Origin of the sequence: Delftia sp. DS1230, from assembly GCF_040112715.1 — a bacterium.
GTDB classification, from domain to species: domain Bacteria; phylum Pseudomonadota; class Gammaproteobacteria; order Burkholderiales; family Burkholderiaceae_C; genus Comamonas; species Comamonas tsuruhatensis.
The window spans coordinates 5,836,837-5,858,675 of sequence record NZ_CP157763.1 but is presented as its reverse complement, the minus strand read 5'-3'; the positions used below and the strand labels follow the sequence as shown (position 1 = coordinate 5,858,675).

At 69.0% G+C, this 21,839-nt stretch carries 22 protein-coding genes; 15 read left to right on the top strand and 7 right to left on the bottom strand.

Annotated features, from left to right (window positions below; all coding sequences use genetic code 11):
* Positions 1-4 precede the first annotated feature (4 nt).
* From AAN986_RS26375 to AAN986_RS26345, 7 genes are all read left to right on the top strand, one after another.
* Positions 5-967, top strand: coding sequence for a VOC family protein (locus AAN986_RS26375; RefSeq protein ID WP_047217885.1), 963 nt, complete (start codon positions 5-7; stop codon positions 965-967).
* A 52-nt stretch (positions 968-1,019) separates the two neighbouring features.
* Complete coding sequence (locus AAN986_RS26370) at positions 1,020-1,997, top strand: tripartite tricarboxylate transporter substrate binding protein (RefSeq protein ID WP_047217886.1); 978 nt, start codon at positions 1,020-1,022, stop codon at positions 1,995-1,997.
* A gap of 38 nt (positions 1,998-2,035) precedes the next feature.
* Positions 2,036-2,257, top strand: coding sequence for a recombinase-like helix-turn-helix domain-containing protein (locus AAN986_RS26365; protein WP_016452043.1), 222 nt, complete (start codon positions 2,036-2,038; stop codon positions 2,255-2,257).
* 24 nt (positions 2,258-2,281) lie between these two features.
* Positions 2,282-3,307: an aromatic ring-hydroxylating dioxygenase subunit alpha gene (locus tag AAN986_RS26360; protein WP_016449104.1), complete on the top strand. Its 1,026-nt coding sequence runs from the start codon at positions 2,282-2,284 to the stop codon at positions 3,305-3,307.
* Positions 3,304-4,263 carry a PDR/VanB family oxidoreductase gene (locus AAN986_RS26355; RefSeq protein WP_012202897.1) on the top strand — a complete coding sequence of 320 codons (960 nt, stop codon included), beginning with the start codon at positions 3,304-3,306 and terminating at the stop codon, positions 4,261-4,263. The genes AAN986_RS26360 and AAN986_RS26355 overlap by 4 nt, the downstream gene beginning before the upstream one ends.
* 77 nt (positions 4,264-4,340) lie before the next feature.
* Positions 4,341-5,408, top strand: a complete 1,068-nt coding sequence (locus AAN986_RS26350; RefSeq protein WP_013804504.1) for a porin — start codon at positions 4,341-4,343, stop codon at positions 5,406-5,408.
* Positions 5,409-5,437: 29 nt separating this feature from the next.
* The gene (locus AAN986_RS26345; RefSeq protein ID WP_016449106.1) at positions 5,438-6,733 is read left to right on the top strand and encodes an MFS transporter; all 1,296 of its coding nucleotides are present in this window, start codon (positions 5,438-5,440) and stop codon (positions 6,731-6,733) included.
* Between the two features lie 6 nt (positions 6,734-6,739).
* Here the strand turns inward: AAN986_RS26345 and AAN986_RS26340 are convergent, their stop codons facing one another.
* Positions 6,740-7,648: a LysR family transcriptional regulator gene (locus AAN986_RS26340; RefSeq protein WP_034363435.1), complete on the bottom strand. Its 909-nt coding sequence runs from the start codon at positions 7,646-7,648 to the stop codon at positions 6,740-6,742.
* A 72-nt stretch (positions 7,649-7,720) separates the two neighbouring features.
* Between AAN986_RS26340 and AAN986_RS26335 the strand changes: the two genes are divergently transcribed.
* The 4 genes from AAN986_RS26335 (at position 7,721) to AAN986_RS26320 (ending at position 11,013) form a co-directional block, all read left to right on the top strand.
* Entirely contained in the window at positions 7,721-8,386 is a 666-nt protein-coding gene (locus tag AAN986_RS26335; RefSeq protein ID WP_349335532.1) for an HAD-IA family hydrolase, read from the top strand.
* Positions 8,387-8,452: 66 nt separating this feature from the next.
* Positions 8,453-9,466: a tripartite tricarboxylate transporter substrate binding protein BugD gene (locus AAN986_RS26330; protein WP_349335531.1), complete on the top strand. Its 1,014-nt coding sequence runs from the start codon at positions 8,453-8,455 to the stop codon at positions 9,464-9,466.
* A 19-nt stretch (positions 9,467-9,485) separates the two neighbouring features.
* A complete protein-coding gene (locus tag AAN986_RS26325) occupies positions 9,486-10,628 on the top strand; it encodes a DSD1 family PLP-dependent enzyme (RefSeq protein WP_047217888.1) in 1,143 nt (380 codons plus the stop codon).
* The gene (locus tag AAN986_RS26320; RefSeq protein ID WP_016452039.1) at positions 10,618-11,013 is read left to right on the top strand and encodes a RidA family protein; all 396 of its coding nucleotides are present in this window, start codon (positions 10,618-10,620) and stop codon (positions 11,011-11,013) included. The genes AAN986_RS26325 and AAN986_RS26320 overlap by 11 nt, the downstream gene beginning before the upstream one ends.
* Positions 11,014-11,044: 31 nt before the next feature.
* Here AAN986_RS26320 and corA read toward each other — a convergent pair whose 3' ends face one another.
* From corA to tsaB, 4 genes are all read right to left on the bottom strand, one after another.
* Entirely contained in the window at positions 11,045-12,031 is a 987-nt protein-coding gene (corA, locus tag AAN986_RS26315) for a magnesium/cobalt transporter CorA (protein ID WP_016449112.1), read from the bottom strand.
* Between the two features lie 173 nt (positions 12,032-12,204).
* On the bottom strand, positions 12,205-13,179 hold the full coding sequence (locus AAN986_RS26310) for a uracil-DNA glycosylase family protein (RefSeq protein ID WP_047217889.1): 975 nt from the start codon (positions 13,177-13,179) through the stop codon (positions 12,205-12,207).
* Positions 13,170-13,694 carry a ribosomal protein S18-alanine N-acetyltransferase gene (gene rimI, locus AAN986_RS26305; RefSeq protein ID WP_016449114.1) on the bottom strand — a complete coding sequence of 175 codons (525 nt, stop codon included), beginning with the start codon at positions 13,692-13,694 and terminating at the stop codon, positions 13,170-13,172. The genes AAN986_RS26310 and rimI overlap by 10 nt, the downstream gene beginning before the upstream one ends.
* On the bottom strand, positions 13,691-14,431 hold the full coding sequence (tsaB, locus tag AAN986_RS26300) for a tRNA (adenosine(37)-N6)-threonylcarbamoyltransferase complex dimerization subunit type 1 TsaB (RefSeq protein ID WP_047217932.1): 741 nt from the start codon (positions 14,429-14,431) through the stop codon (positions 13,691-13,693). The genes rimI and tsaB overlap by 4 nt, the downstream gene beginning before the upstream one ends.
* 69 nt (positions 14,432-14,500) lie before the next feature.
* Between tsaB and dacB the strand changes: the two genes are divergently transcribed.
* The 3 genes from dacB to AAN986_RS26285 all read left to right on the top strand — a co-directional run bounded on the left by dacB (position 14,501) and on the right by AAN986_RS26285 (position 18,170).
* Positions 14,501-16,069: a D-alanyl-D-alanine carboxypeptidase/D-alanyl-D-alanine-endopeptidase gene (gene dacB / locus AAN986_RS26295; protein WP_047217890.1), complete on the top strand. Its 1,569-nt coding sequence runs from the start codon at positions 14,501-14,503 to the stop codon at positions 16,067-16,069.
* 264 nt (positions 16,070-16,333) lie between these two features.
* Entirely contained in the window at positions 16,334-17,467 is a 1,134-nt protein-coding gene (locus AAN986_RS26290; protein WP_047217891.1) for an SGNH/GDSL hydrolase family protein, read from the top strand.
* A 31-nt stretch (positions 17,468-17,498) separates the two neighbouring features.
* Positions 17,499-18,170, top strand: a complete 672-nt coding sequence (locus tag AAN986_RS26285; RefSeq protein WP_016449118.1) for an OmpW family outer membrane protein — start codon at positions 17,499-17,501, stop codon at positions 18,168-18,170.
* A 64-nt stretch (positions 18,171-18,234) separates the two neighbouring features.
* Here the strand turns inward: AAN986_RS26285 and AAN986_RS26280 are convergent, their stop codons facing one another.
* Positions 18,235-19,773, bottom strand: a complete 1,539-nt coding sequence (locus AAN986_RS26280) for a CoA-acylating methylmalonate-semialdehyde dehydrogenase (RefSeq protein ID WP_047217892.1) — start codon at positions 19,771-19,773, stop codon at positions 18,235-18,237.
* Positions 19,774-19,855: 82 nt separating this feature from the next.
* Between AAN986_RS26280 and AAN986_RS26275 the strand changes: the two genes are divergently transcribed.
* A complete protein-coding gene (locus AAN986_RS26275) occupies positions 19,856-20,806 on the top strand; it encodes a LysR family transcriptional regulator (RefSeq protein WP_047217893.1) in 951 nt (316 codons plus the stop codon).
* A 10-nt stretch (positions 20,807-20,816) separates the two neighbouring features.
* On the opposite strand, the gene AAN986_RS26270 is transcribed toward AAN986_RS26275, so the two are convergent.
* On the bottom strand, positions 20,817-21,797 hold the full coding sequence (locus AAN986_RS26270; protein ID WP_047217894.1) for a tripartite tricarboxylate transporter substrate binding protein: 981 nt from the start codon (positions 21,795-21,797) through the stop codon (positions 20,817-20,819).
* Positions 21,798-21,839 lie beyond the last annotated feature (42 nt).

Genomic DNA, 21,839 nt, shown 5'->3' with positions numbered 1-21,839 from the left:
CGACATGAGCGTACTGGGCATAGACGAAATCACCTACGGCGCGGACGACCTGGCCACCTGCCGCCGCTTCTTCCTGGACTGGGGCCTGGCGCTGGTGCAGGAAGCGGACGACCGGCTGGTGTTCGAGACCCTCAACGGCTGCCGCGTGATCGTGGCCGCCGTGGACCATCCCGATCTGCCGCCCGCCATCGAGGCCGGCCCCACGCTGCGCGAAGTGGTCTGGGGTGTGGAAAGCGAGGCGGACCTTGCGCTGTACGCCAGCCGCATTGCCGCGCTGCCGGGCTTCACACAGGGCCAGGGGCGCATAGGCTGCACCGACCCCAATGGCCTGTCCGTGCGCCTGCAGGTCACGCAAAAGCGTGATGTGGATGTGCAAGGCGCCGCCTACAACACCTGGAACCGCAAGGACCGCGTCAACCAGGCCAGCCCGGCCTACGAACGCGCCCAGCCCATCGAGGTCGGCCATGTGGTGTTCTTCGTCAAGGACGTGCAGGCCTGCGAGCGCTTCTACGTGGACAACTTCGGCTTCGCAGCCTCGGACCGCTACCCCGAGCGCGGTGCCTTCCTGCGCTGCGCACCCGACGGCGGCCACCACGACATCTTCCTGCTGCAGCGCCCCGCCAAGGACGCTGGCCTGAACCACGTGGCCTTCACGGTGCGCGACATCCACGAGGTCTTCGGCGGCGGCATGCACATCTCGCGCTGCGGCTGGGACACCCAGCTGGGCCCGGGCCGCCATCCCGTGTCCTCGGCCTATTTCTGGTACTTCCGCAATCCGGCCGGCGCCCTGGTCGAGTACTACGCCGACGAGGACCAGCTCACCGCCGACTGGCAGCCCCGCGAGTTCGAGCCCGGCCCCACGGTGTTTGCCGAATGGGCCATCGATGGCGGCATCGACGGCAACACCCGGCGCCAAAAGGGCGTGGGTACCAGCGACGGGAAATTCATCACCGACAAGCGGCATTGAGACCGCGCCTGACGGCCTACCCCCACAACCCAACCACCCCACGGCCCCCACCATGAACAAGACACGTCGCCAGGTTTCTCTTGCCGCTGCATTCCTGGCTGCAGCCACGCTGTCCGGCACCGCGATGGCCCAGGCCTATCCGGCCAAGCCCATCACCATCATCGTGGCCTATCCGGCCGGTGGCGACACCGATGCCATGGCGCGCCTGTATGCCGAGAAGCTGTCCACGCGCCTGGGCCAGCCCGTGCTGGTGGACAACCGCCCCGGCGCCAGCGGCACCATCGGCAGCGTGCATGTGGCCAAGGCCTCGCCGGACGGCTACACGCTGCTGCTGGCGCCCAATACCTTCGCCATCGCGCAGTTCGTGCTCAAGACGGCCTCGGGCTCCAGCTACGACGTGCTGCACGGCTTCACGCCCATCGTGCAGACCAGCGTGCAGCCCATGTTCGTGGCCACCAACCAGGCCTCGGGCATCAAGGACATGAAGACCCTGATCGCCCAGGGCAAGCGCGACGGCCTGACCTACGCCAGCCCCGGCAGCGGCTCGCCCATGCACATCCTGGGCGAGATGTTCAACCGCGCCGCCGGCACGCGCATCGCCCACATTCCCTACAAGGGCGTGGCACCTGCAGTCAACGACCTGATCGGCGGCCATGTGCCCACGACCTTCATGACCTGGGGCCCGATCGCGCCCTACGTCGGCGGCAAGGTCACCGCCCTGGCCGTGGCCGACAGCCAGCGCAGCGCGCTGGCCCCCAATGTGCCCACCCTGGCCGAGCTGGGCGTCAAGGATGTGGAAGTGTCCGCATGGCAGGGCCTGTTCGGCCCCAAGGGCATGTCGCCCGAGACCGTGAAGCTGCTGAACACGCACCTCAACGAGATCCTGAAGATGCCCGACGTGGTCTCCAAGATGGCCACCTTCGGCGCGCTGCCCGCAGGCGGCGAGCCCGCGCGCCTGGAAAAGACGAATGCCGCCGATTTCAATCGCTTCGGCAAGCTCATCAAAGACCTGGATATCAGGGCTGATTGAGCACCCCCCACACAAGACAGTTTTCGAAGGAGAGAACCATGGCCGCTGATCGCTATCTCGAGCCGCACCAGGCGCGCGAACGTGCCCCCACCCTGATGGAAGACCTGCTGGGCGATTCCATCGAACGCGCCTTCGGCGAAGGCGTGCAGACCCTGCCCGAACTGGTGGCCTACCTCAACCGCAGCGGCCCCTCCGGCGAGAACGGCGAGGCCTGGACCGAAGACAGCTTCCAGGCGCTGATGGCGCGGCTGGGCTATTGATACCGAGCAGGACTGGAGAGCCCCATGAACGTACAAACCATCACCATCGATCCGGTGGACGGCCTGCTCAACAAAGGCCTGAAGAACCTCTGGTACGCGGTCTGCCCCTCGGACTTCGTGAAGACCCAGCCCGTGTCCGTGCGCCGCTTCGGCCGCAAGATCGCGCTGTGGCGCGATGCCGCCGGCCAGGTCCACGCGCTGGAAGACCATTGCCCGCACCGCGGCGCGCCGCTGTCGCAGGGCGTGATCCTGGGCGACCGCCTGGCCTGCCCCTACCACGGCGTGGAAGTGCGCTGCGACGGCACCGTGACCAAGGTGCCCGGCAGCCCCGGCTGCAAGCTCGAAGGCTCGCGCGCGGCGCTGGCCTTCCATGCGCGCGAGGCGCATGGCGCCATCTTTCTCTACAACAGCGACAAGGCCGTTGACGAGGCGCCCGAGTTCACGCTGCCCGAGGAGCTGACCTCGCCCGAGTACTCCAACTTCCTGTGCTATGCCGAGTGGCGCAGCGACTACCGCTATGCGCTGGACAACGTCATGGACCCCATGCACGGCACCTTCCTGCACAAGCAGTCGCACTCCATGGCCGAGGGTGACAGCAAGGCCACGTTCCAGGTGCGCGAGACCGATGACGGCTTCGTCTTCGAGAAGGTGGGCCAGCGCGGCGTGAACTTCGACTGGACCGAGTGGGGCAGCACGGGCGTGCACTGGATGCGCCTGGAGATCCCCTATCCCAAGACCGGCGGCCCCGGCGGCAACTTCGCCATCGTGGCCTGCGTCACGCCCATCAGCGCCGACCTGTGCGCCGTGTTCTTCTGGCGCTGCCGCAAGGTGCAGGGCTGGATGCGCGACACCTGGCGCTTCCTGTACCGCAACCGCCTGGAGGCGCGCCACTGGGCCGTGCTGGAGCAGGACCGGATCATGATGGAGCAGATGGAGCTGGACGCCAACGAGCGCGAGAACCTCTACCAGCACGACATCGGCCTGGTGCGCCTGCGCCGCCACCTGCGCCGCCTGGCCCAGGAGCAGATCGACGAAGGCGCCGCATCATGAGCACCAACCTCCAGGCCTTCGTGCACACGCTGCGCTTCGAGGCCCAGGACACCATCAGCGTGGACCTGCGGCCCGTGGCGGGCGGGGAGCTTCCCGCCTTCACGCCGGGCTCGCACATCGATCTGCACCTGCCCAACGGCCTGGTGCGCAGCTACTCGCTGAGCAACCCCAGCGAGGAGCGCCACCGCTACGTGGTCGGCGTGCTGCGCGACCGCGCCAGCCGCGGCGGCTCGCGCTGCGTGCACGAGTCGCTGCGCGTGGGCATGCCCATCACCATCTCCGAGCCGCGCAACCATTTCGCGCTGGACGAAAGCGCCGCGCACACCGTGCTGGTGGCCGGCGGCATCGGCATCACGCCGCTGCTGTGCATGGCACGCCGCCTCAAGGGCCAGGGCCGCTCGTTCGAGATGCTGTACTTCGCCCGCGAGCGCAAGGGCGCGGCCTTCCTGGAAGAGCTGCAGGCGCTGGGCATGCCGCTGCACCTGCACTTCGACAGCGAGGCCGGCGGCCCGCCCGACCTGCGCGCGCTGCTGGCCCAACGCCAGCCCGACGCGGGCACGCACCACTACGCCTGCGGCCCCACGCCCATGCTGGACGCCTTCGAGAAGTTCTGCGCCGAGCTGGGCCACGCCAACGCCCACGTCGAGCGCTTCACGCCCGTGGAGGTCAAGGCCGCCGACGATGCGCGCAGCAACTACACGGTGGAACTCAAGCGCAGCGGCCGCTTCATCGAGATCACGCCCGAGAAGTCGCTGCTCGACACCCTGCTGGATGCCGGCATCCAGATGGACCACAGCTGCTGCGAAGGTGTCTGCGGCTCCTGCGAGACGCGCGTGCTCGAAGGCATTCCGGACCACCGCGACTCGGTGCTCAGCCCCAAGGAAAAGGCCAGCAACAAAGTGATGATGGTCTGCGTTTCCGGCTGCAAGAGCGAACGTTTAGTGCTCGATATCTGAGCAGGCAATCAGACCTGCACGGCAACAACCCACCACCCCCAAGCCCCCCAAGCCACCACCCCAGAGGAGACAACCCCATGAAAACCATCCATACGCCCATGCTGGGCGTGGCGCTAGCCTGCCTGGCGTCCTTGCCCGGTGCCGCTTCGGCGCAGTCCAAGGTCGAGATCTTCGGCGTCGTCGATGTCGGCGTCACGCACCTGAACGGCTCCGGCCCGTCCAAGACCGGCCTGTCCACGGGCGGCGCCAACATCAGCCGCCTCGGCTTTCGCGGCACGGAAGAGCTGGGCGGCGGCCTGCGCGCTGGCTTCTGGCTGGAGGCGGGCATGGACGTGGACAGCGGCTCGGGCAAGGCCAGCGGTGGCGGCCTGAGCTTCAACCGCCGCTCCACCGTGAGCCTGTCGGGCGACTTCGGCGAAGTGCGCCTGGGCCGCGATGACTCGGCCACCTTCCTGAGCACGCTGATCTTCGACCCCTTCCTCACCAACGGCGTGGGCGGCACCATGGGCTTCACCATGCTGGGCATTCCCGGCACGGGCACGGCCACGGGCGGCGCGCCCATCCAGATCAGCAACGCGGTCAGCTACTTCCTGCCGCAGAACCTGGGCGGCTTCTACGGCCAGGTGCAGGTGGCCATGGGCGAGCAGGCGCGCAGCGCGCCCAACAAGAACCAGGGCGACTACCGCGGCCTGCGCTTCGGCTACCGCCAGGGCCCCTTCAACGGCGCGCTGGCCACGGGCAAGTTCTATGGCGACAGCGATGCGACCAACCTCACGGCCAGCAACGTGGGCCTGAGCTGGGACTTCGGCGTGGCCAAGCCCATGCTGCTGTGGGCCAGCGAAAAGCGCGGCGCCCTCAAGGTCACCGCCCTGCAGCTGGGCGTGACCGCGCCCGTGGGCATGGGCGAGTTCAAGGCCTCCTACGGCCACTACAACACCGACGGCAGCAATGCCGACTGGAACAAGATCAGCGTGGGCTACGGGCACAACCTGTCCAAGCGCACCCAGGTCTACGGCACGGTGGCCTTCCTCAAGAACAAGGACGGCGCGGCCAAGTCCATCGGCGTGCAGGGCCTGTCGGCCCCGGGCACCACGCTGGGCGGCCGCTCCTCCGGCTTCGAGGTGGGCGTGCGCCACTTCTTCTGATACAGCCCATCGGGCGATAGAGACTTGCCATGAAAGATATGCGTGCGGCCCGCTGGTGGGGGGTGATCAGCCTCTTCATCATCGTCGCCATCTCCTATGTGGACCGGATCAACCTTTCGATCCTCATCCTCGACCAGGGATTTCTGGACCACATCGGGCTGACGCACGACGACCGCACGCGCCAGGGCCTGCTGGCCACGGCCTTCATGGTGGGCTACGGCGTTTCTTCCTTCGTGTTGACGCCGTTTTGCGCGGCGCTCTTCGGCGTGCGCCGAAGCCTGGTGGTCGGCCTGCTGCTGTGGGGCGCCGTGTCCTTTCTGTCCCCGGCCATGAACAGCTATGGCCTGCTGCTGGCCTCGCGCATCCTGCTGGGCATCTCCGAAGGGCCGCTGTACTCGCTGGCGGGCAGCTACATCAAGGCGCATTTCCAGAGCCACGAGAACGGCCTGCCCAACTCCTTCGTGAACATGGGCACGGGACTGGGGCTGGCGGTGGGCTATCCGCTGATCGGCTACCTGGTGGCCGGCCATGACTGGCAGACCTCGTTCCACGTGCTGGGCCTGATCAATGTGGCCATCGGCATTCCGCTGGTGCTGGCCTTCATCCGCATGCCCCGCGTGGACACCGGCATGCCGCGCCCGCGCTCGCTGGGCGAGGCGGTGGGCCAGGTCGGCCAGATCGTGCGCGGCGCCATGCACACGCGCTACCTGGTGCTGGTGGCCGTGCTGTCGGCGGCCTTCTTCTCCTACCTCTGGGGCAGCAGCAACTGGCTGCCGGCCTACCTGGAGTCGCGCGGCTTTTCGCTGCGCGAGATGGGCTGGCTGGCCTCGCTGCCGCAGTACGCCACGGTATTGGCCGTGCTGGTCGGCGGCATCGTCATCGACCGCCTGCCGCGCCGCCAGGTGCCGCTGATCTTCGTCGGCGGCAGCCTGGGCCTGGCGCTGGCCATCTGGCTGGCCATCCACATGGAAGACCGCTACGCGGCGGCCTACTGCCTGATCGCCGCCAACTTCTGCTGGGGCCTGATGAGCCCGGCCATCCCCAGCACCGTGCAGTACTGCGCGCGGCCCGAGCATGTGGCCAGCGCCTACGGCGTCGTCAACGGCACGGCGACCCTGGTGGCGGGCTTCATGCCCGCGCTCATGGGGGCCGTCATCGGCTGGACATCGCATTCGGCCGGCGGCGGTTTCGTTGCCGGCTTCGGCCTGCTGGTGGGCACGCAGCTGGTGGTCATGGTCTGCGGCCTGGTGCTGTGGCTGCGCGAGCGCGGCCAGGGCACCCACGGTGCCAGCGATGCCCGGGATACGTCCGCGCGCACGGCCTGACCTGCACTACAGCGCGCCCGCTGCGGCGCACTGCTCCAGAAACGTCACCAGGGCCTGCACGCGCGCCGTGCGTCCCTTGCGCGTGGGCACCAGCAGGGTGACGGGCGCGCTGCCGAAATGCCAGTCGGGCAGCACGCGCACCAGCCGGCCCTCGGCAATGGCCGGTGCCATGTCCCATTGCGAACGCAGCACCAGGCCCAGGCCCTGTTCGGCCCAGTGGCGGGCCACGCCGCCATCGTTGGTCACATAGGACGGCGTCACACGCAGGGTCTGGCCGTCCACGGCACGCCGGCTGGCGGCGGGGCGCAGGTGCCACAGCGTCACATCCTCCTCGTTCTCGCGGATGCAGATGCAGGCGTGCTCCAACAGCTCGCGCGGCGTGGCGGGCGTGCCATGGCGGCGCAGGTAGTCGGGGCTGGCGCACAGCCAGCGGTCGTTGGCAGCCAGCTCGCGCGCCACCCAGGAGGAGTCGCGCACCGTGCCGATGTGGACCACGGCATCGGCATCGTGGCGGTCGGGGAAAGGCGTTTCGCGCAGGTCCAGCTGCAGTTTCAGTTGCGGGTGCTGGCGCGTGAAGGGCACCAGGGCCGGGGCCAGCCGGCTGCGCCCGTAGCCGAAGGGCGCGGCCAAGCGCAGCGTGCCGCCCAGCTGGCGGGCATCGCCGTGCAGCGAGTCGCGCAACTCCTCGATCTGGCCCAGCAGCCGCACGGCCTCGCGGGCAAAGCGCTCGCCCTCGGGTGTCAGCGCCAGGCGCCGCGCGCTGCGGTTGGCCAGGGACAGGCCCAGTTCGGCCTCCAGTCGGCGCAGGCGCATGGACAGTGCAGGCGGTGTCACGTCAAGCGCACGGGCCGCCGCGCTCAGCGAGCTTTCGCGTAGCAAGGCGGCGGCAAGCTGCAGGTCTTCGATGGCAATCATTCAATTTGCCTTAACGATTGATGACGGCGGATTTAACCACGACCATGGTCTTGGTCCGTACAGTGCCAAGTCATGAACACCCCATACCCCACCTCTGCCGCATGGCCCCGGGCCGTGCTCTTCGACCTGCTGACCGCCTTGCTGGACTCCTGGACCGTCTGGAATGCGGCCGCCGGCAGCGAGGCTGCCGGGCGCGACTGGCGCGCCGAATACCTGCGCCTGACCTATGGCTGCGGCGCCTACCAGCCCTATGAGGACCTGGTGCGCACGGCGGCCCGCAACCGGGGCCTGCCCGAGGCGGTGGCCGACAGGCTGGAGGCGCAATGGGAGCAGTTGCAGCCCTGGGATGGCGCACGCGAGCTGCTGGCCGCCCTGCGCCCGCACTGCCGCCTGGCCGTGGTGACCAATTGCTCCGAGCGCCTGGGTCAACGTGCCGCCGCGCTGCTGGGCGTGGATTGGGATGTGGTGGTGACCTCGGAAGCAGCAGGCTTCTACAAGCCCGACCCCCGGCCCTACCAGCTGGCGCTGGACCGGCTGGGGCTGCCTGCGGGCCAGGCCGCCTTCGTGGCCGGATCGGGCTATGACCTGTTCGGCACCTCGGCCGTGGGCCTGCGTACCTTCTGGCACAACCGCGTGGGCCTGTCGCGGCCCACGGGCGCGCCGCAGGCCGAGGCCGAAGCACCCACGCTGGCGCCGGCACTGCGCTGGCTCAGGGACTTTTCCCTGCAGCAGGGTTGAACCCCGAGGGTGCAGCCGGTGCTGTGCCCGCCGTCCTTTCCTGTCCACCCTTGTGAGGAGCCTGCCATGCAGCTGCGTCCAGCCCTGCCGTTGTCCCTTGTGTCCGCATTCCCGGTCCTGTCCATCGTCTGTGCCATGGCGTGGAGCCAGGGAGCCCTGGCGCAGGCCGGCGCTGCCTTTCCGGCCAGGCCGGTCACGCTGGTCGTGCCGTTTCCCCCGGGAGGCCCCAGCGATGCGCTGGCCCGTGCCGTGGCTCAGAAGATGGGGGAGCATCTGGGCCAACCCCTGGTGATCGAGAACCTGGGTGGCGCCAATGGAACCATCGGCCTGAACCAGGCGCGCAAGGCCGCCGCCGACGGCTACACCCTGTCCTTTGGCGGCATAGGCACGCATGTGGTCAATGTGGCCTTGTACCGCAAGCTGCCCTATGACCCCGTGGCCGACTTCGCCCCTGTGGGACCTGCGGGCGCGGCGCCCATGCTGCTGCTGGCGCGTGCCAATCTGCCGGCCTCCGACCTGCGCCAGTTCGCCGACTGGCTCAAGCGCAACCAGGCCGCAGCCTCCTATGGCAGCGCCGGCGTGGGCTCGATATCGCACTATGGGTGCGTGCTGCTGCTGTCGGCGCTGGGCCAAAGCCCCATCCATGTTCCCTATCGCGGGATCGCGCCTGCCATGAACGATCTCATTGGCGGACAGACCGATTTCATGTGCGACCAGACGACGACGGCGCTGCCGCAGATCGCGGGCGGCCGCATCAAGGCGATTGCGGTGCTGGGAACACAGCGCCTGGCTCAGCTGCCGGGCACGGCGGCCAGCGCCGAGGCCGGCCACCCCCTGCAGGCGCGCTCATGGAACGCGATCTTCGCACCACGCGGCACGCCGCCGGCGGTGCTCGCGCGGCTGACGCGGTCGCTGCAGCACGCCATGGGCGATGCGGGCCTGCGCGCACAGATGGCCGCGCTGGGGGTGGAGCTGCCGTCGCCCGAGCAGGCCGTGCCGGCCACGGTCTCCGCCTTGATCGAACAGGGACTGCGCAACGACGTGCCTGCCCTCAAGGCCAAAGGCCAATACCTGGATTGACGATGGAGAGAGAAACACCATGCAAGACACACTTCTGACCCTGGACACGCCCGCTGCCGTGATCGACCTCGCACGCATGCAGCGCAACATCCACCGCATGCAGCAGCGCATGGACGCGCAGGGCGTGCGCCTGCGCCCCCATGTGAAGACCAGCAAGAGCGTGCCCGTGGCCGCCGCGCAGCGCGCGGCCGGGGCCTCGGGCATCACGGTCTCCACCCTGAAGGAGGCCGAGCAGTTCTTTGCCGCTGGCACCACCGACATCCTCTATGCAGTCAGCATGGCGCCGCACCGCCTGCCGCAGGCCCTGCAACTGCGCCGGCGCGGCTGCGATCTCAAGCTCATCGTGGACAGCGTGGCGGCGGCCCAGGCCATTGCCGCGTTCGGCCGCGAACAGGGCGAGGCCTTCGAGGTATGGATAGAGATCGACACCGACGGCCACCGCTCCGGCGTGGGCGCCGAAGATGCGCCGCTGCTGCTGGCCATTGGCCGCACGCTGCACGACGGCGGCATGCGCCTGGGTGGTGTGCTCACGCATGCCGGCTCCAGCTACGAGCTGGACACGCCCGAGGCGCTGCAGGCGCTGGCCGAGCGCGAGCGCGCCGGCTGCGTGCAGGCCGCCGAAGCCCTGCGCGCGGCCGGCCTGCCGTGCCCCGTGGTCAGCGTGGGCTCCACGCCCACCGCGCTGGCGGCATGCCGGCTGGACGGCGTGACCGAGGTGCGCGCAGGCGTCTATGTGTTCTTCGACCTGGTGATGCGCAACATCGGCGTGTGCACGGCCGAGGACGTGGCGCTGTCGGTGCTGGCCACCGTGATCGGCCACCAGGCCGACAAGGGTTGGGCCATCGTGGACGCAGGCTGGATGGCCATGAGCCGCGACCGGGGCACGGCGAAACAGCGGCAGGACTTCGGCTACGGCCAGGTCTGCGACCTGCATGGCGAGGTGATGCCGGGCTTCGTGCTGACCGGCGCCAACCAGGAGCACGGCATCCTGGCGCGCGCTGATGGCGCGATAGAGGCCGACATCGCCGCCCGCTTTCCCCTGGGCACGCGGCTGCGCATCCTGCCCAACCATGCCTGCGCCACGGGCGCGCAGTTCCCGGCCTACCAGGCGCTGGCGGTAGATGGCTCGGTGCAAACCTGGGAGCGGCTCCATGGCTGGTGAAAACGGGATCGATCTGCGCCATGCATCGCCGAACCTGCCTGCGCCGGGCGGCCACTACAGCCACACGGCCACGGGCCAGGGGCTGGTCTTCGTGTCAGGGCAGCTGCCCATACGGCCCGACGGCACGCGCCTGGTGGACGCCAGCTTCGAGGACCAGGCCCGGCAGGCGCTGGCCAACCTGGCAGCGGCGCTGGAGCTGGCCGGCAGCGGCGTGCCGCGGCTGCTGCAGGTGCGCGTGTACCTGGACGACATGGCGCACTGGCCGGCCTTCGACCGCATCTACGCGGACTGGGCCGGCGCACACCGGCCCGCGCGCGCCGTGGTGCCCACGGGGGCGCTGCATTTCGGGTTGAAGGTGGAAATCGAGGCCGTGGCGCTGGCCTGAAGAAAGCCCGGCCCGAGGGGGCCGGCTGCCGCTACTTCAGCCAGCCGCGCTTGCGGAAATACAGCATGGGCCCGACGGCGCTGAGCACCATGAGCGCGATGACGTAGACGTAGCCGAACTCCCACTCCAGCTCGGGCATGAAGCGGAAGTTCATGCCGTAGACGCTGGCGATCAGCGTGGGCGGCAGCAGGGCCACGCTGGCCACCGAGAAGATCTTGATGATCTTGTTCTGGTTGATGTTGATGAAGCCGACGGTGGCATCCATCAGGAAGTTGATCTTGTCGAAGAGGAAGGCCGTGTGGCTGTCCAGCGATTCGATGTCGCGCAGGATCTGGCGCGCTTCCTCGAACTGCTCGGCATTGAGCATCTTGGAACGCATCATGAAGCTGACGGCGCGGCGCGTGTCCATGACGTTGCGGCGGATGCGGCCGTTCAGGTCTTCCTGGCGCGCGATGGCGCCCAGCACTTCGCGGGCCACATCGTCGGTCACGTCGCCGGACAGCACCATCTTGCTGGCCTTCTCCAGGTCGTCGTAGATGCCTTCGAGCGTATCGGCCGAGTACTCGGCGTCGGCGTCGAACAGCTTGAGCAGCACGTCCTTGGCCTCGTCGATCAGGCCCGGCGCGCGGCGCGCGCGCATGCGCAGCAGCCGGAAGACCGGCACGTCCTCGTCATGGATGGAGAACAGCACGCCGCAGCTGCGCAGGTTCTTGTTGTGCTCGTTGACGATGAAGGCCACACGCACGGAGCGGGGGTCCTCGTCATCGTCGATCAGGAAGTCGCTGCGGATGTGCAGCTCGCCGTTGTCTTCTTCGTAGAAGCGGGCCGATTCCTCGATGTCGTCGTCCATCGCATCTTCGGGGATGGACAACTCGTAGTGCTGCTTGATCCAGCGCTTTTCCTCGACCGTGGGCGACTCCAGGTCCACCCAGATCGGCTTGAAGCGGGACAGCTCCTCCAGCGACTCGATCTCTTCTTGAACCAGGCGGCCATTGGCCAGCGTAAAGATGTTGAGCATAGGCTCACTCCAGGTGTTCTTCTCAGGCGTGCGGGGTATCGGGGGTGCTTTCAACCCCACAGGCCAACCGGGAGTTGAAAGCTACCAACTGGGGTAGGTTTCCACGGAGCTTTCTCCAAGATGCAAAGCATCGGATTATGCAGCGTTGCGCTGCAGCATGCGGGCCGGCCGCGCTATTCGGAAGCGGCTCCAGGGGGCATCTGGCGGCCTGTCACAAAAGCCTGGGCATGGCACAGGTCGGCCCAGGCGCCGGCCTTGGCCTGGGGGGCGCGCAGCAGATAGTTGGGGTCGTAGCTGACCACGGCCGGCACACCGGCGATGCGGTGCGGCTCGGCGCGCAGGCGGCCCAGGGCCTCCTGGCGCCCCAGCACGGCGCGCGCCGTGGCCAGGCCCAGCACCAGCACGCAGGCCGGGCGCAGATCGCGCAGCAGTGCCTCCAGCGACGGTTGCAGCGCCGGGACCTCGGGCGCCTCCTGGCCTTCGGCCGGAGGCTGCACGCGGTGCAGGGCGGCGCTGTACAGGCGTGGATGGTCCTGCAGGTTCAGCGCGCGCAGCATGTTGTCCAGCAGCCGGGCAGCATCGCCTTCCAGCGCGGTGCGCGCGCAGTCGGGGCCGGGGCGCCGGGCGGGCGGCAGCGGCAGGGAGTTGGCCGGCGGCTCCAGCAGGATCAGCCAGCCGCCTTCGCCGCCATCACCGGCCGGCGGCGTTGCCGCATACACGGGACGCACGGGGCCCAGCCGCCAGCCCAGGCCCGGTGCGCCGGCCACGGGCTGCTGCACGTAGCGGCGCGGCGGGTGTTCGCGCTCGGGGGTGACGGGTGCGGGAGAGGCGTGCACGGGTGCGGGAGGCGGTGGCGCCTGGACCGGCGCCTGAACAGGCACCTGGACGCGTGCGGGCGTTGGCGCGGCGACAGGCGACGATGCAGCAGACACCGGTGCATCAGGCGCCGGGAGGGGCGCCTCCTGCACGGGCGGCGGCACGGGGCGGGCCACCGGCGGATCCGCCAGGGGCGCCGCTGCAGGCGCATCGGCGGGCGCAGCCAGGGCCTCGGACAGCACGGCGGGCGCGGTCTCGGGTTCGGGCAGCCAGACAGTGATGCCCATGGCATGCAGCATGGCCCGCTGGCGGGTGTCTAGATTCAGGGCCATAGCTTGAGGCTCATGAGCACGGCATGCTCGCGCGGGCCGTCGTGCATGGGGTAGTAGTTCTTGCGCAGGCCCACCTCCTGGTAGCCATGCGCGGCGTAGATGCTGCGTGCGCGGACATTGCTCTCGCGCACTTCCAGCCAGATCCATTGGGCCTGGCGCTGGCGCGACCACAGGGCCAGGGCGTCCAGCAGGATGCGGGCCCAGCCCTGGCGCTGGCGCGCCGGGGCCACGGTGATGTTGAGCAGGTGCACCTCGTCGAGCACGATCATGGCGACGAAGTAGCCGACCAGCCCGCCCTGGGCATCCACCAGCAGCTGGGTTTCATAGCCGGCCGCCATGGCGTCGATGAAGTTGCCGCGCGTCCAGGGATGGGAATAGGCCTGCTGCTCCACGGGCAGCAGCGTGTCCAGCCACAGCACGTTCAGCGGCTCGAAGCGCACGCTGTCCCGCTCCGACGCCAAGGCGTCGGTCAGGGGCGGCAGCGGCCGCGAGGGCTGTGGCGTGTGCGTGCTCATGCCTGGGCAGGAGGGGTCTCTGTGGTCTGCACGGGTGAAGCAAGCGCGGCTGCCGCCTTGGCAGCCTCGCGCTCGGCCGTGGTCTGCGCGACTTTATCGCGGATGTAGCGCGGCAGGGCCTGGTCGGCCGGCAGGGCGCGGTCGGACGCCAGCATCGCAGGGGCCAGGCGCAGCATGGCGGCGGCCGTGGGCAGCGCAGCCACATGGCTGGCCTGGGGCGCCAGGCGCTCGCCATAGGCGGCCAGGGCGTTGCCGGCCACCACGGTGCCGGGCGGCAGCTGCAGGGCCTCGGGCGCGCACAGGCCGAAGTCGCCGCTTTGCTCGCCGATGTCGTTCCAGCGGCCATCGGCCCAGTGGTAGGCGGCGTGGTAGACCTCGTTCATGCGCGCATCGATCACGGCGATGAGGTCGGTGCAGCCGTATTGCATGCGCGCCTGCTCGGCCACGGCCAGCAGGCTGTCCATGGGCAGCACGGGCACGCGGGCGGCAAAGGCCAGGCCCTGGGCCACGGAGCACGCCGTGCGCAGGCCCGTGAACGAGCCCGGACCCCGGCCGAAGACGATGGCCCGCAGCTCGGCGAACTCCAGTCCGGCCTGGGCCATGAGGGCCAGGATGGCGGGGATCAGCTCGGTCGAGGTCTGCGGGCCGCCGGGGCCGCTGTGTTCCCAGACGGCATCGCCGCGCTGCACGGCGATGGAGAGGGTGTCGGTACTGGTGTCTAGGGCAAGAAGATTCATGGCGTGGGGCAGGCGGCGGTGCCGCAGCAAGCCCTGGATTATCGGTGCCCCGCCCGGCCCGCGCGCGGCATGGCCGCAATGACCGGCGTAGACTTGCCGGCCATGTTGCATCTTTCGCTGTCTTCTTTCCTTATTTCCTCGATTTCCTCCGCCTTCTCACTCGGAACGCCGCGTTCACACCGGGGCCTGGCAGCCGCGCTGCTGGCGGCGGCTGCCCTGCCCGGCATGGCCATTGCCCAGGCCGATGCGCCCACGTCACCGGCGGCCCTTTCCACCAAGACTGCGCGCGAAAGCCGGCTGCCGCCTCCCGTGGAAGCCGCCCTGGCGCGCGCCAAGCTGCCGCGCGAGGCGGTCTCCGCCCTGGTGGTGGAGGTCGATGGCCGGGCCGCTCCGCGCCTGGACTGGCAAAGCCATGTGGCCATGAACCCGGCCTCGGTGATGAAGCTGGTCACCACCTATGCGGCGCTGGACCAGCTGGGTCCTGCCCATGTCTGGCGCACGCCCGTCTTCCTGGGCGGGCCGGTGCAGGACGGCGTGCTGCGCGGGCCGCTGTACATCCAGGGCCAGGGCGATCCCAAGCTCGTGATGGAGCGGCTGTGGCTGATGCTGCGCCGCCTGCAGGGCATGGGCATCAAGGTCATCGTGGGCGACATCGTGCTGGACCGCAGCGCGTTCTCCGTCCCCGCCCACGATCCCGCCACCTTCGACAACGAGCCCTGGCGCCCCTACAACGTGGCGCCCGACGCCCTGCTGGTCAACTACAAGGCCGTGACGGTCGGCTTTGTGCCCGACGCCGCGGCGGGCGTGGCGCGGCTGCAATACGATCCGCCGCTGGCCGGAGTCCAGCAACAGGAAACCGTGCCGCTGGCACCGGCAGGCAGCGAGTGCGGCGACTGGCGCGCCCGGCTGCAACTGGACATGGCCGACCCGTTGCGCATCGCCTTTGCCGGCACGTTCCCGGCCAGCTGCGGCGACAAGAGCTGGTCGCTGGCGCCGGCCCAGCCCGAGGCCTTCGCGGCGCGCGCCATCGAGGGCATGTGGCGCGAGCTGGGCGGCAAGCTCACGGGCACCGTGCGCGACGGCCGCGTGCCGGCCGGCCTGCAGCTGGCCTTCCAGAGCGAATCGCCTTCGCTGGCCGAGGTGGTGCGGGACATCAACAAATACAGCAACAACGTCATGGCCCAGCAGGTGTTCCTGACCATGGGCATGCAGCGCACCGGCGTGGCCAGCTTCGAGGCCTCGCGCCAGGCGCTGGGCCAGTGGTGGCAGGCGCGCTGGGGTGCGGCCGAGCAGCCCGTGGCCGACAACGGCGCGGGCCTGAGCCGCGAGGCGCGCATCACGGCCTCCGGCCTGGGCCGCATGCTGCAGCAGGCCTGGGCCTCGCCCGTGATGCCGGAGTTCGTGGCCTCCATGCCCATCGTCGGCGTCGATGGCACGCTGCGCCGCAGCCTCAGCCGCGTCCAGGGCATGGCACACCTGAAGACCGGCACGCTGCGCGATGCCTCGGCCCTGGCCGGCTATGTGGATGGTGCCAGCGGCCGCCGATACGTGCTGGTGGCCATGGCCAACCACGCCAATGCGGCCGCCGCGCGCGCGGCCTGGGATGCGCTGGTGGACTGGACGGCGCACGACCGCTGATACGCCGCCTGCGCTCCTGTTCCAGGGCCTGCTTTTGCAGGCCCTTTCCGTTGTGTTTCCGCCTCCTGCCCGGCAAGGGCCTTGTCCTGCCTGCGGGCGCCAGACCGGTATTTATCGTCTATTCGCCCGCGTGCGAAATGCCCGGTCGGCCCGCGATTCCTATCGGTACTTGCCCGGTGTCGCCAAGGTGCGACTGTCGCTACGATGGCAATCACCAAAAAAAGCACGGTCGTGCTATTCACAACACTTCACGGAGATCACACCTTGGCAAATCGTTATCGAATCCTCGCGGCCTCCCTGGCCACGGCCGGCCTGCTGGCCGCTTGCGGTGGCGGCAGCGGCGCCGACACCACCCCCCGTGCCAAGATCACCTCCGTCAAGGTGATGGGCGACAGCCTCTCCGACAGCGGCACCTTCGGCTACAAGTTCACCGTGCAGAACGCCACGCTGACAGGCGCCGGCTCCAACCAGGTCTGGGCCGAGCGCGTGGCGGGCCTGTACAACATCTCCCTGTGCCCGCGCTTCAACGGCACGGCCTTCACGCCCAACACCTCGTGCAACAACTACGCCGTGGGCGGCGGCCGCATCAACTACACCAGCGCGCCCACGGCGCCCATCTCCATCACGCAGCAGATCCTGCTGGCCGGCGCGGCGGGCTTCACGGCCGATGACCTGGCCGTGATCGACGGCGGCGCCAATGACGCGGCCGACGTGATCGGCGCCTTCCTGGCCGCTTCCAGGGACCAGGGCGCCAACTTCAAGGCGCTGCTGTCCACCAAGATCGACGCGGCCACGCTGGGTGCGCTGCTGCAGCAGGGCCAGGCCGGCATGGCCCAGGCCGGCGGCCTGTACATGCAGAACCTGGCCAAGGGCTATGTGTCCACCATCCAGGCGAATGTGCTGGGCAAGGGCGCCACGCGCGTGGCCATCCTCAACGTGCCGGCCATCACGCTGACGCCGCGCTTCCAGCTGGTACTGCAATCGGTGGCCCAGCAGCAGGGCTCGGCCGCCGCCGCCCAGCTGGAGACCGTGTTCGACGGCTGGGTCAAGGCCTTCAACCAGCAGGTTGCCACCGGCTTCGCGGGCGAGAGCCGCGTGGCCATCATCGATTTCTACAGCGAGTTCCGCCAGCAGATGGCCGACCCCGCCCAGTACGCCTACACCAACGTGAAAAAGGCGGCCTGCCCTGCCACCGGCGTGGGCGCCGACGGCCTGCCCACCTACAGCTTCCCGACCTGCACCGAGGCCGCGCTGTCCGCCTCCATTCCCGTGGGCGAGACCAGCGCCAACTGGTGGAAGAGCTATGCCTTTGCCGACAGCTTCCACCCCACGCCCTATGGCCATCAGCAGATGAGCCAGCTGGCCTCCCGCACCCTGGCCCGTGCCGGCTGGCTGTGATCGCAGTCATGCAGCACGAGGAGACACATCCATGAAGACATTCCTGCGCATCACCGCCGCCGTGGCCATGGCCACGGCCTGCATGGCCGCCACCGCCCAGTCCGCCGGCACCTGGAGCGTGCGCCTGGGCGCCACGCGCATCGATCCCCAGACCAGCAGCGGCTGGCTGAGCACACCCAGCTTCCCCGACACCCGCGTGGACGTGAAGGCCAACAGCCAGCTCACGGGCGGCGTGACCTACATGGTCACCAACAACTGGGCCATCGACGTGCCCATGGGCCTGCCGTTCAAGCATGACTTCGTGGGCAATGGCGCCATCTCCGGCACGGGCAAGCTGGGCCGCACCAAGGTGCTGCCCGCCACCGTGTTCGCGCAGTACCGCTTCGGCGAGGCCAACTCCGCCTTCCGCCCCTACCTGGGCCTGGGCGTGACCTATGCCAAGTTCTTCGGCGAGCGCACCACGGCCTCCCTCAACGGCCTGACCGGCGGCACGCTGGCCAACCCGACCACGGCCTCGGTGGACAGCAAATGGGGCCTGACGCCCCAGATCGGCTTCGTCTACAACTTCAACGAGCGCTGGTTCCTGGACGTGGCCTACTACAAGAGCTTCCTGAAGACCACGGCGCACCTGTCCTCGGGCCAGAGCGTGTCGCTCAAGCTCAATCCGAACGTCTACGCCATCGGCATCGGATACCGCTTCTGACAGGTCGCAGTCCCCAAAGAAAAACCAGCCCGCGGGCTGGTTTTTTCATGGAGGGGGACTGCGCCTACTTGGCCGTGGGCATCACGAATTCCGCACCCTTGGGCGTGCTCTCGGGCCAGCGCTGCATGATGCTCTTTTGGCGTGTATAGAAGCGCACGCCTTCCTCGCCATAGGCGTGCATGTCGCCGAACAGGCTGCGCTTCCAGCCGCCGAAGCCGTGCCAGGCCATGGGAACGGGAATCGGCACGTTGATGCCGACCATGCCGACCTCGATGCGGCGGCCGAACTCGCGCGCCACATTGCCGTCGCGCGTGAAGCAGGCCACGCCGTTGCCGAACTCATGGTCGTTGACCAGCTGCACAGCCTCGGCGAAGTCCTTGGCGCGCACCACGGCCAGCACGGGGCCGAAGATCTCTTCCTTGTAGATGCGCATGTCGGGCGTGACATGGTCGAACAGCGTGCCGCCCAGCCAGAAGCCGCCCGAGGTGTCGGTGCCCGTGGCGGCGCCGGCCGCCTTGCCGTCGAAGCCCCGACCATCGACCAGCAACTGCGCGCCTTCCTTGACGCCCAGGTCGATGTAGCCGCTGATGCGCTCGTGCGCGGCGCGGGTCACGATGGGGCCCATTTCCGCGGCCAGGTCCTCGCCGTCCAGCACCTTCAGCGCCTTGGTGCGCTCGATCAGGCGCGGCAGCAGCTGGTCGGCCACGTCGCCCACGAGCACGGCCACGCTGATGGCCATGCAGCGCTCGCCGGCCGAGCCGTAGCCGGCGCCGATCAGCGCGTCCACGGCCTGCTCGATATCGGCATCGGGCATGACCACCATGTGGTTCTTGGCGCCGCCCAGGGCCTGCACGCGCTTGCCGTGGCGCGCGCCCGTCTCGTAGATGTAGTTGGCAATGGGCGTGGAGCCCACGAAGCTCACGGCCTTCACGTCGGGATGCTCGATCAGCGCGTCCACCGCCTCCTTGTCGCCCTGCACCACGTTGAACACGCCGTCAGGCAAGCCCGCCTGCTTGAGCAGGTCGGCGATCAGCAGCGACGGCGTGGGATCGATGGGGCTGGGCTTGAGCACGAAGGTATTTCCCGCCGCAATGGCCACCGGGAACATCCACATCGGCACCATCACCGGGAAATTGAAGGGCGTGATGCCCGTGACCACGCCCAGGGGCTGGCGCAGCGTCCAGTTGTCGATGCCGGTGGAGACCTGGTCGGTGAAATCGCCCTTGAGCAGCTGCGGAATGCCGCAGGCGAATTCCACGATGTCGATGCCGCGGCTGACTTCGCCCTGCGCATCGGTGAAGACCTTGCCGTGCTCGGCCGTGATCGCATGGGCCAGCTCGTCCTTGTGCTGGTTGAGCAACTCCAGGAAGCGCAGCAGCACGCGTGCACGGCGGATGGGCGGCGTATCGGCCCACTTCGGGAAGGCCGCCTTGGCCGCCGCCACGGCGGCATCGACATCGGCGCGCGAGGCCAGGGCCACGCGGCCCGTGACCTGGCCGGTGGCCGGGTTGGTCACGTCTTGCCCGCGGTCGCTGGCACCTGCCGTGCGCTGGCCGTTGACGTAGTGGACGATGGAAGCGAAGGAGGTGTTTGCGGTGTTCATGCCAGGCAGTCTAGAAGTGCGCTTTCTGCCTGCCTAGGCGCTGCGCTTGAATTGATTGTTCAATTTGCTGAACAATCCATGCATGGCAAATGAAAAACCCGATGCCAAGGCCGAGGCCTTGTGGAGCCACCTGCACTGGCTGGTCGTACTGGAGCAGCAGGGCAGCTTCACCTCGGCCGCCGCGCGTTTGGGCGTGAGCAAGGCGGCCATGAGCCAGCGCGTGGCAGAGCTGGAGCGCGCGGCCGGCATCGCCCTGGTCACCCGCACCACGCGCAGCGTGCGCCTGACCGAAGCGGGCCAGCGCCTGGTGGACGACACGCGCGGCGCCTTCGAGCACATTGCCCACAGCTTCTCCGGCGTGCGCGACCTGGCTGCCGCACCGCGCGGCCTGCTGCGCGTGACGGCGCCGCTGGCCTTTTCGCGCCAGCAACTCATGCCGCGCCTGCCGGCCTTCCTGCGCGCACATCCGCAGATCCGGCTGGAGCTGGACCTGTCGGACCAGATACGCTCGCTGGCGCTGGAAGGGTTTGATCTGGCCATACGCCACGTCACGGCGCCGCCCGAAACCCATGTGGCCTGGGCGCTGGCGCCCACGCGCTCGCTGCTCGTGGCCAGCGCGGACTACCTGGCCGCGCACGGCACCCCGTCCACGCCGCAGGACCTGGCCGCGCACCACTGCCTGCACTATCCGCGCACCCAGGGTGCCCCGGCCTGGAGCTTCGTTCCCCGCGACGCCAGCGTGGACGGCGTGCGCGTCGTCGTTCCCGTGACCGGCGGCTTTGCCGCCAACAACAGCGAAATCCTGCGCGACGCGGCACTGGCCGGCCTGGGCATCGCCCTGGTTCCGGACTTCAGCGCGCAATCGGGCCTGGCCTCCGGCCACCTGAGCGAAGTCCTGCCCGGCTGGCGGCCCGTCGACGCCTTCGGCGAACAGCTGTTCGCCATCCGCCCCTACGCCAGCCACGTCCCGCGCGCGGTGGCGGTGTTCGTGGACTTTCTGCGGGAGTCGTTTGCGGCGGGGTTCATCCGCTGAGGGCGAGCCCTCAGGCCTTGATCCCCAGCTTGTCCACCAACTGCTTGAACACCGCGTTGTCGCGGTCGATCACGGCCTTGAATTCGGGCTGGTCCAGGTAGCCCTCGCCCATGTTCTGCTTGGCCATGGTTTCCCGCAGGACGGGGTCCTTGAGGGTCTGGGCCATGGCCTTGCGCAGGGTCTGGACCACGGCGTCGGGCGTGTTGCGGGGCACGGCCAGACCGCGCCAGCCGCCGATGAGCAGGTCGATGCCGCGCTCCTTGAGCGTGGGAACGGCTTCCCAGCCGGCCTGTATGCGCTGCTCGGCCATGATGGCCAGCGGGCGGATCTTGCCGGCCGCCACATAGGTGGCCACCTCCACGGGCGTGACGGCCACGGCCTCGATGTGGCCGCCCAGCAGGTCGAGCACGGCGGGGTTGGCGCCGCGGTAGGGCGCGTGGTTGAACTTCACGCCCGCCTTGTCCTGCAGCGCGGCGGCGGCCAGGTGGCCCAGCGAGCCCGGGCCGGCATTGCCGATGCGCACCGCTGCCTCGTCCTTGCGCGCGGCGGCGATCAGTTCCTCGATGCTGCGATAGGGCGAGTCGGCACGCACGGCGATGGTGGCGGGGTCGGCATTCAGGCGGGCCACGGGCAGCAGGGCGTCGGAGCTGATCTTGGTCAGCCCCATGTGCGGGATCATGGTCAGCTCGACGGTGATGATGCCGATCTTGTAGCCGTCCGGCCGGGCATTGGCCAGCTCGGTCCAGCCCACGGCGCCGCTGGCGCCTGCGCGGTTGAGCACGATCAGGTCCTGCGGCAGGTGCTTGCGCGCCACCTCGGCCAGCGCGCGTGCCAGCACGTCGGTGCCGCCGCCTGCAGCGAAGGGCACGATGAGTTCGATGGGGCGCTGGGGCCAGGCGCCGGCAGGCGCTTGTGCCATGGCGGGCAGGACGGGCGCTGCGGCCAGGGCACCGAGTGAGTGGATGAAATGGCGGCGGGATGCGGTGGTCATGTTGTCTCCGGAATCTGTTCTAAGTGTCTTTTGTCGCTGCTG

Excerpts from the sequence above, each read along its gene's own strand:
- AAN986_RS26375 (WP_047217885.1), top strand. The coding sequence starts at position 5 with ATGAGCGTACTGGGCATAGACGAAATCACCTACGGCGCGGACGACCTG.
- AAN986_RS26370 (WP_047217886.1), top strand. The coding sequence starts at position 1,020 with ATGAACAAGACACGTCGCCAGGTTTCTCTTGCCGCTGCATTCCTGGCT.
- AAN986_RS26365 (WP_016452043.1), top strand. The coding sequence starts at position 2,036 with ATGGCCGCTGATCGCTATCTCGAGCCGCACCAGGCGCGCGAACGTGCC.
- AAN986_RS26360 (WP_016449104.1), top strand. The coding sequence starts at position 2,282 with ATGAACGTACAAACCATCACCATCGATCCGGTGGACGGCCTGCTCAAC.
- AAN986_RS26355 (WP_012202897.1), top strand. The coding sequence starts at position 3,304 with ATGAGCACCAACCTCCAGGCCTTCGTGCACACGCTGCGCTTCGAGGCC.
- AAN986_RS26350 (WP_013804504.1), top strand. The coding sequence starts at position 4,341 with ATGAAAACCATCCATACGCCCATGCTGGGCGTGGCGCTAGCCTGCCTG.
- AAN986_RS26345 (WP_016449106.1), top strand. The coding sequence starts at position 5,438 with ATGAAAGATATGCGTGCGGCCCGCTGGTGGGGGGTGATCAGCCTCTTC.
- AAN986_RS26340 (WP_034363435.1), bottom strand. The coding sequence starts at position 7,648 with ATGATTGCCATCGAAGACCTGCAGCTTGCCGCCGCCTTGCTACGCGAA.
- AAN986_RS26335 (WP_349335532.1), top strand. The coding sequence starts at position 7,721 with ATGAACACCCCATACCCCACCTCTGCCGCATGGCCCCGGGCCGTGCTC.
- AAN986_RS26330 (WP_349335531.1), top strand. The coding sequence starts at position 8,453 with ATGCAGCTGCGTCCAGCCCTGCCGTTGTCCCTTGTGTCCGCATTCCCG.
- AAN986_RS26325 (WP_047217888.1), top strand. The coding sequence starts at position 9,486 with ATGCAAGACACACTTCTGACCCTGGACACGCCCGCTGCCGTGATCGAC.
- AAN986_RS26320 (WP_016452039.1), top strand. The coding sequence starts at position 10,618 with ATGGCTGGTGAAAACGGGATCGATCTGCGCCATGCATCGCCGAACCTG.
- corA (WP_016449112.1), bottom strand. The coding sequence starts at position 12,031 with ATGCTCAACATCTTTACGCTGGCCAATGGCCGCCTGGTTCAAGAAGAG.
- AAN986_RS26310 (WP_047217889.1), bottom strand. The coding sequence starts at position 13,179 with ATGGCCCTGAATCTAGACACCCGCCAGCGGGCCATGCTGCATGCCATG.
- rimI (WP_016449114.1), bottom strand. The coding sequence starts at position 13,694 with ATGAGCACGCACACGCCACAGCCCTCGCGGCCGCTGCCGCCCCTGACC.
- tsaB (WP_047217932.1), bottom strand. The coding sequence starts at position 14,431 with ATGAATCTTCTTGCCCTAGACACCAGTACCGACACCCTCTCCATCGCC.
- dacB (WP_047217890.1), top strand. The coding sequence starts at position 14,501 with ATGGCCGCAATGACCGGCGTAGACTTGCCGGCCATGTTGCATCTTTCG.
- AAN986_RS26285 (WP_016449118.1), top strand. The coding sequence starts at position 17,499 with ATGAAGACATTCCTGCGCATCACCGCCGCCGTGGCCATGGCCACGGCC.
- AAN986_RS26280 (WP_047217892.1), bottom strand. The coding sequence starts at position 19,773 with ATGAACACCGCAAACACCTCCTTCGCTTCCATCGTCCACTACGTCAAC.
- AAN986_RS26275 (WP_047217893.1), top strand. The coding sequence starts at position 19,856 with ATGGCAAATGAAAAACCCGATGCCAAGGCCGAGGCCTTGTGGAGCCAC.
- AAN986_RS26270 (WP_047217894.1), bottom strand. The coding sequence starts at position 21,797 with ATGACCACCGCATCCCGCCGCCATTTCATCCACTCACTCGGTGCCCTG.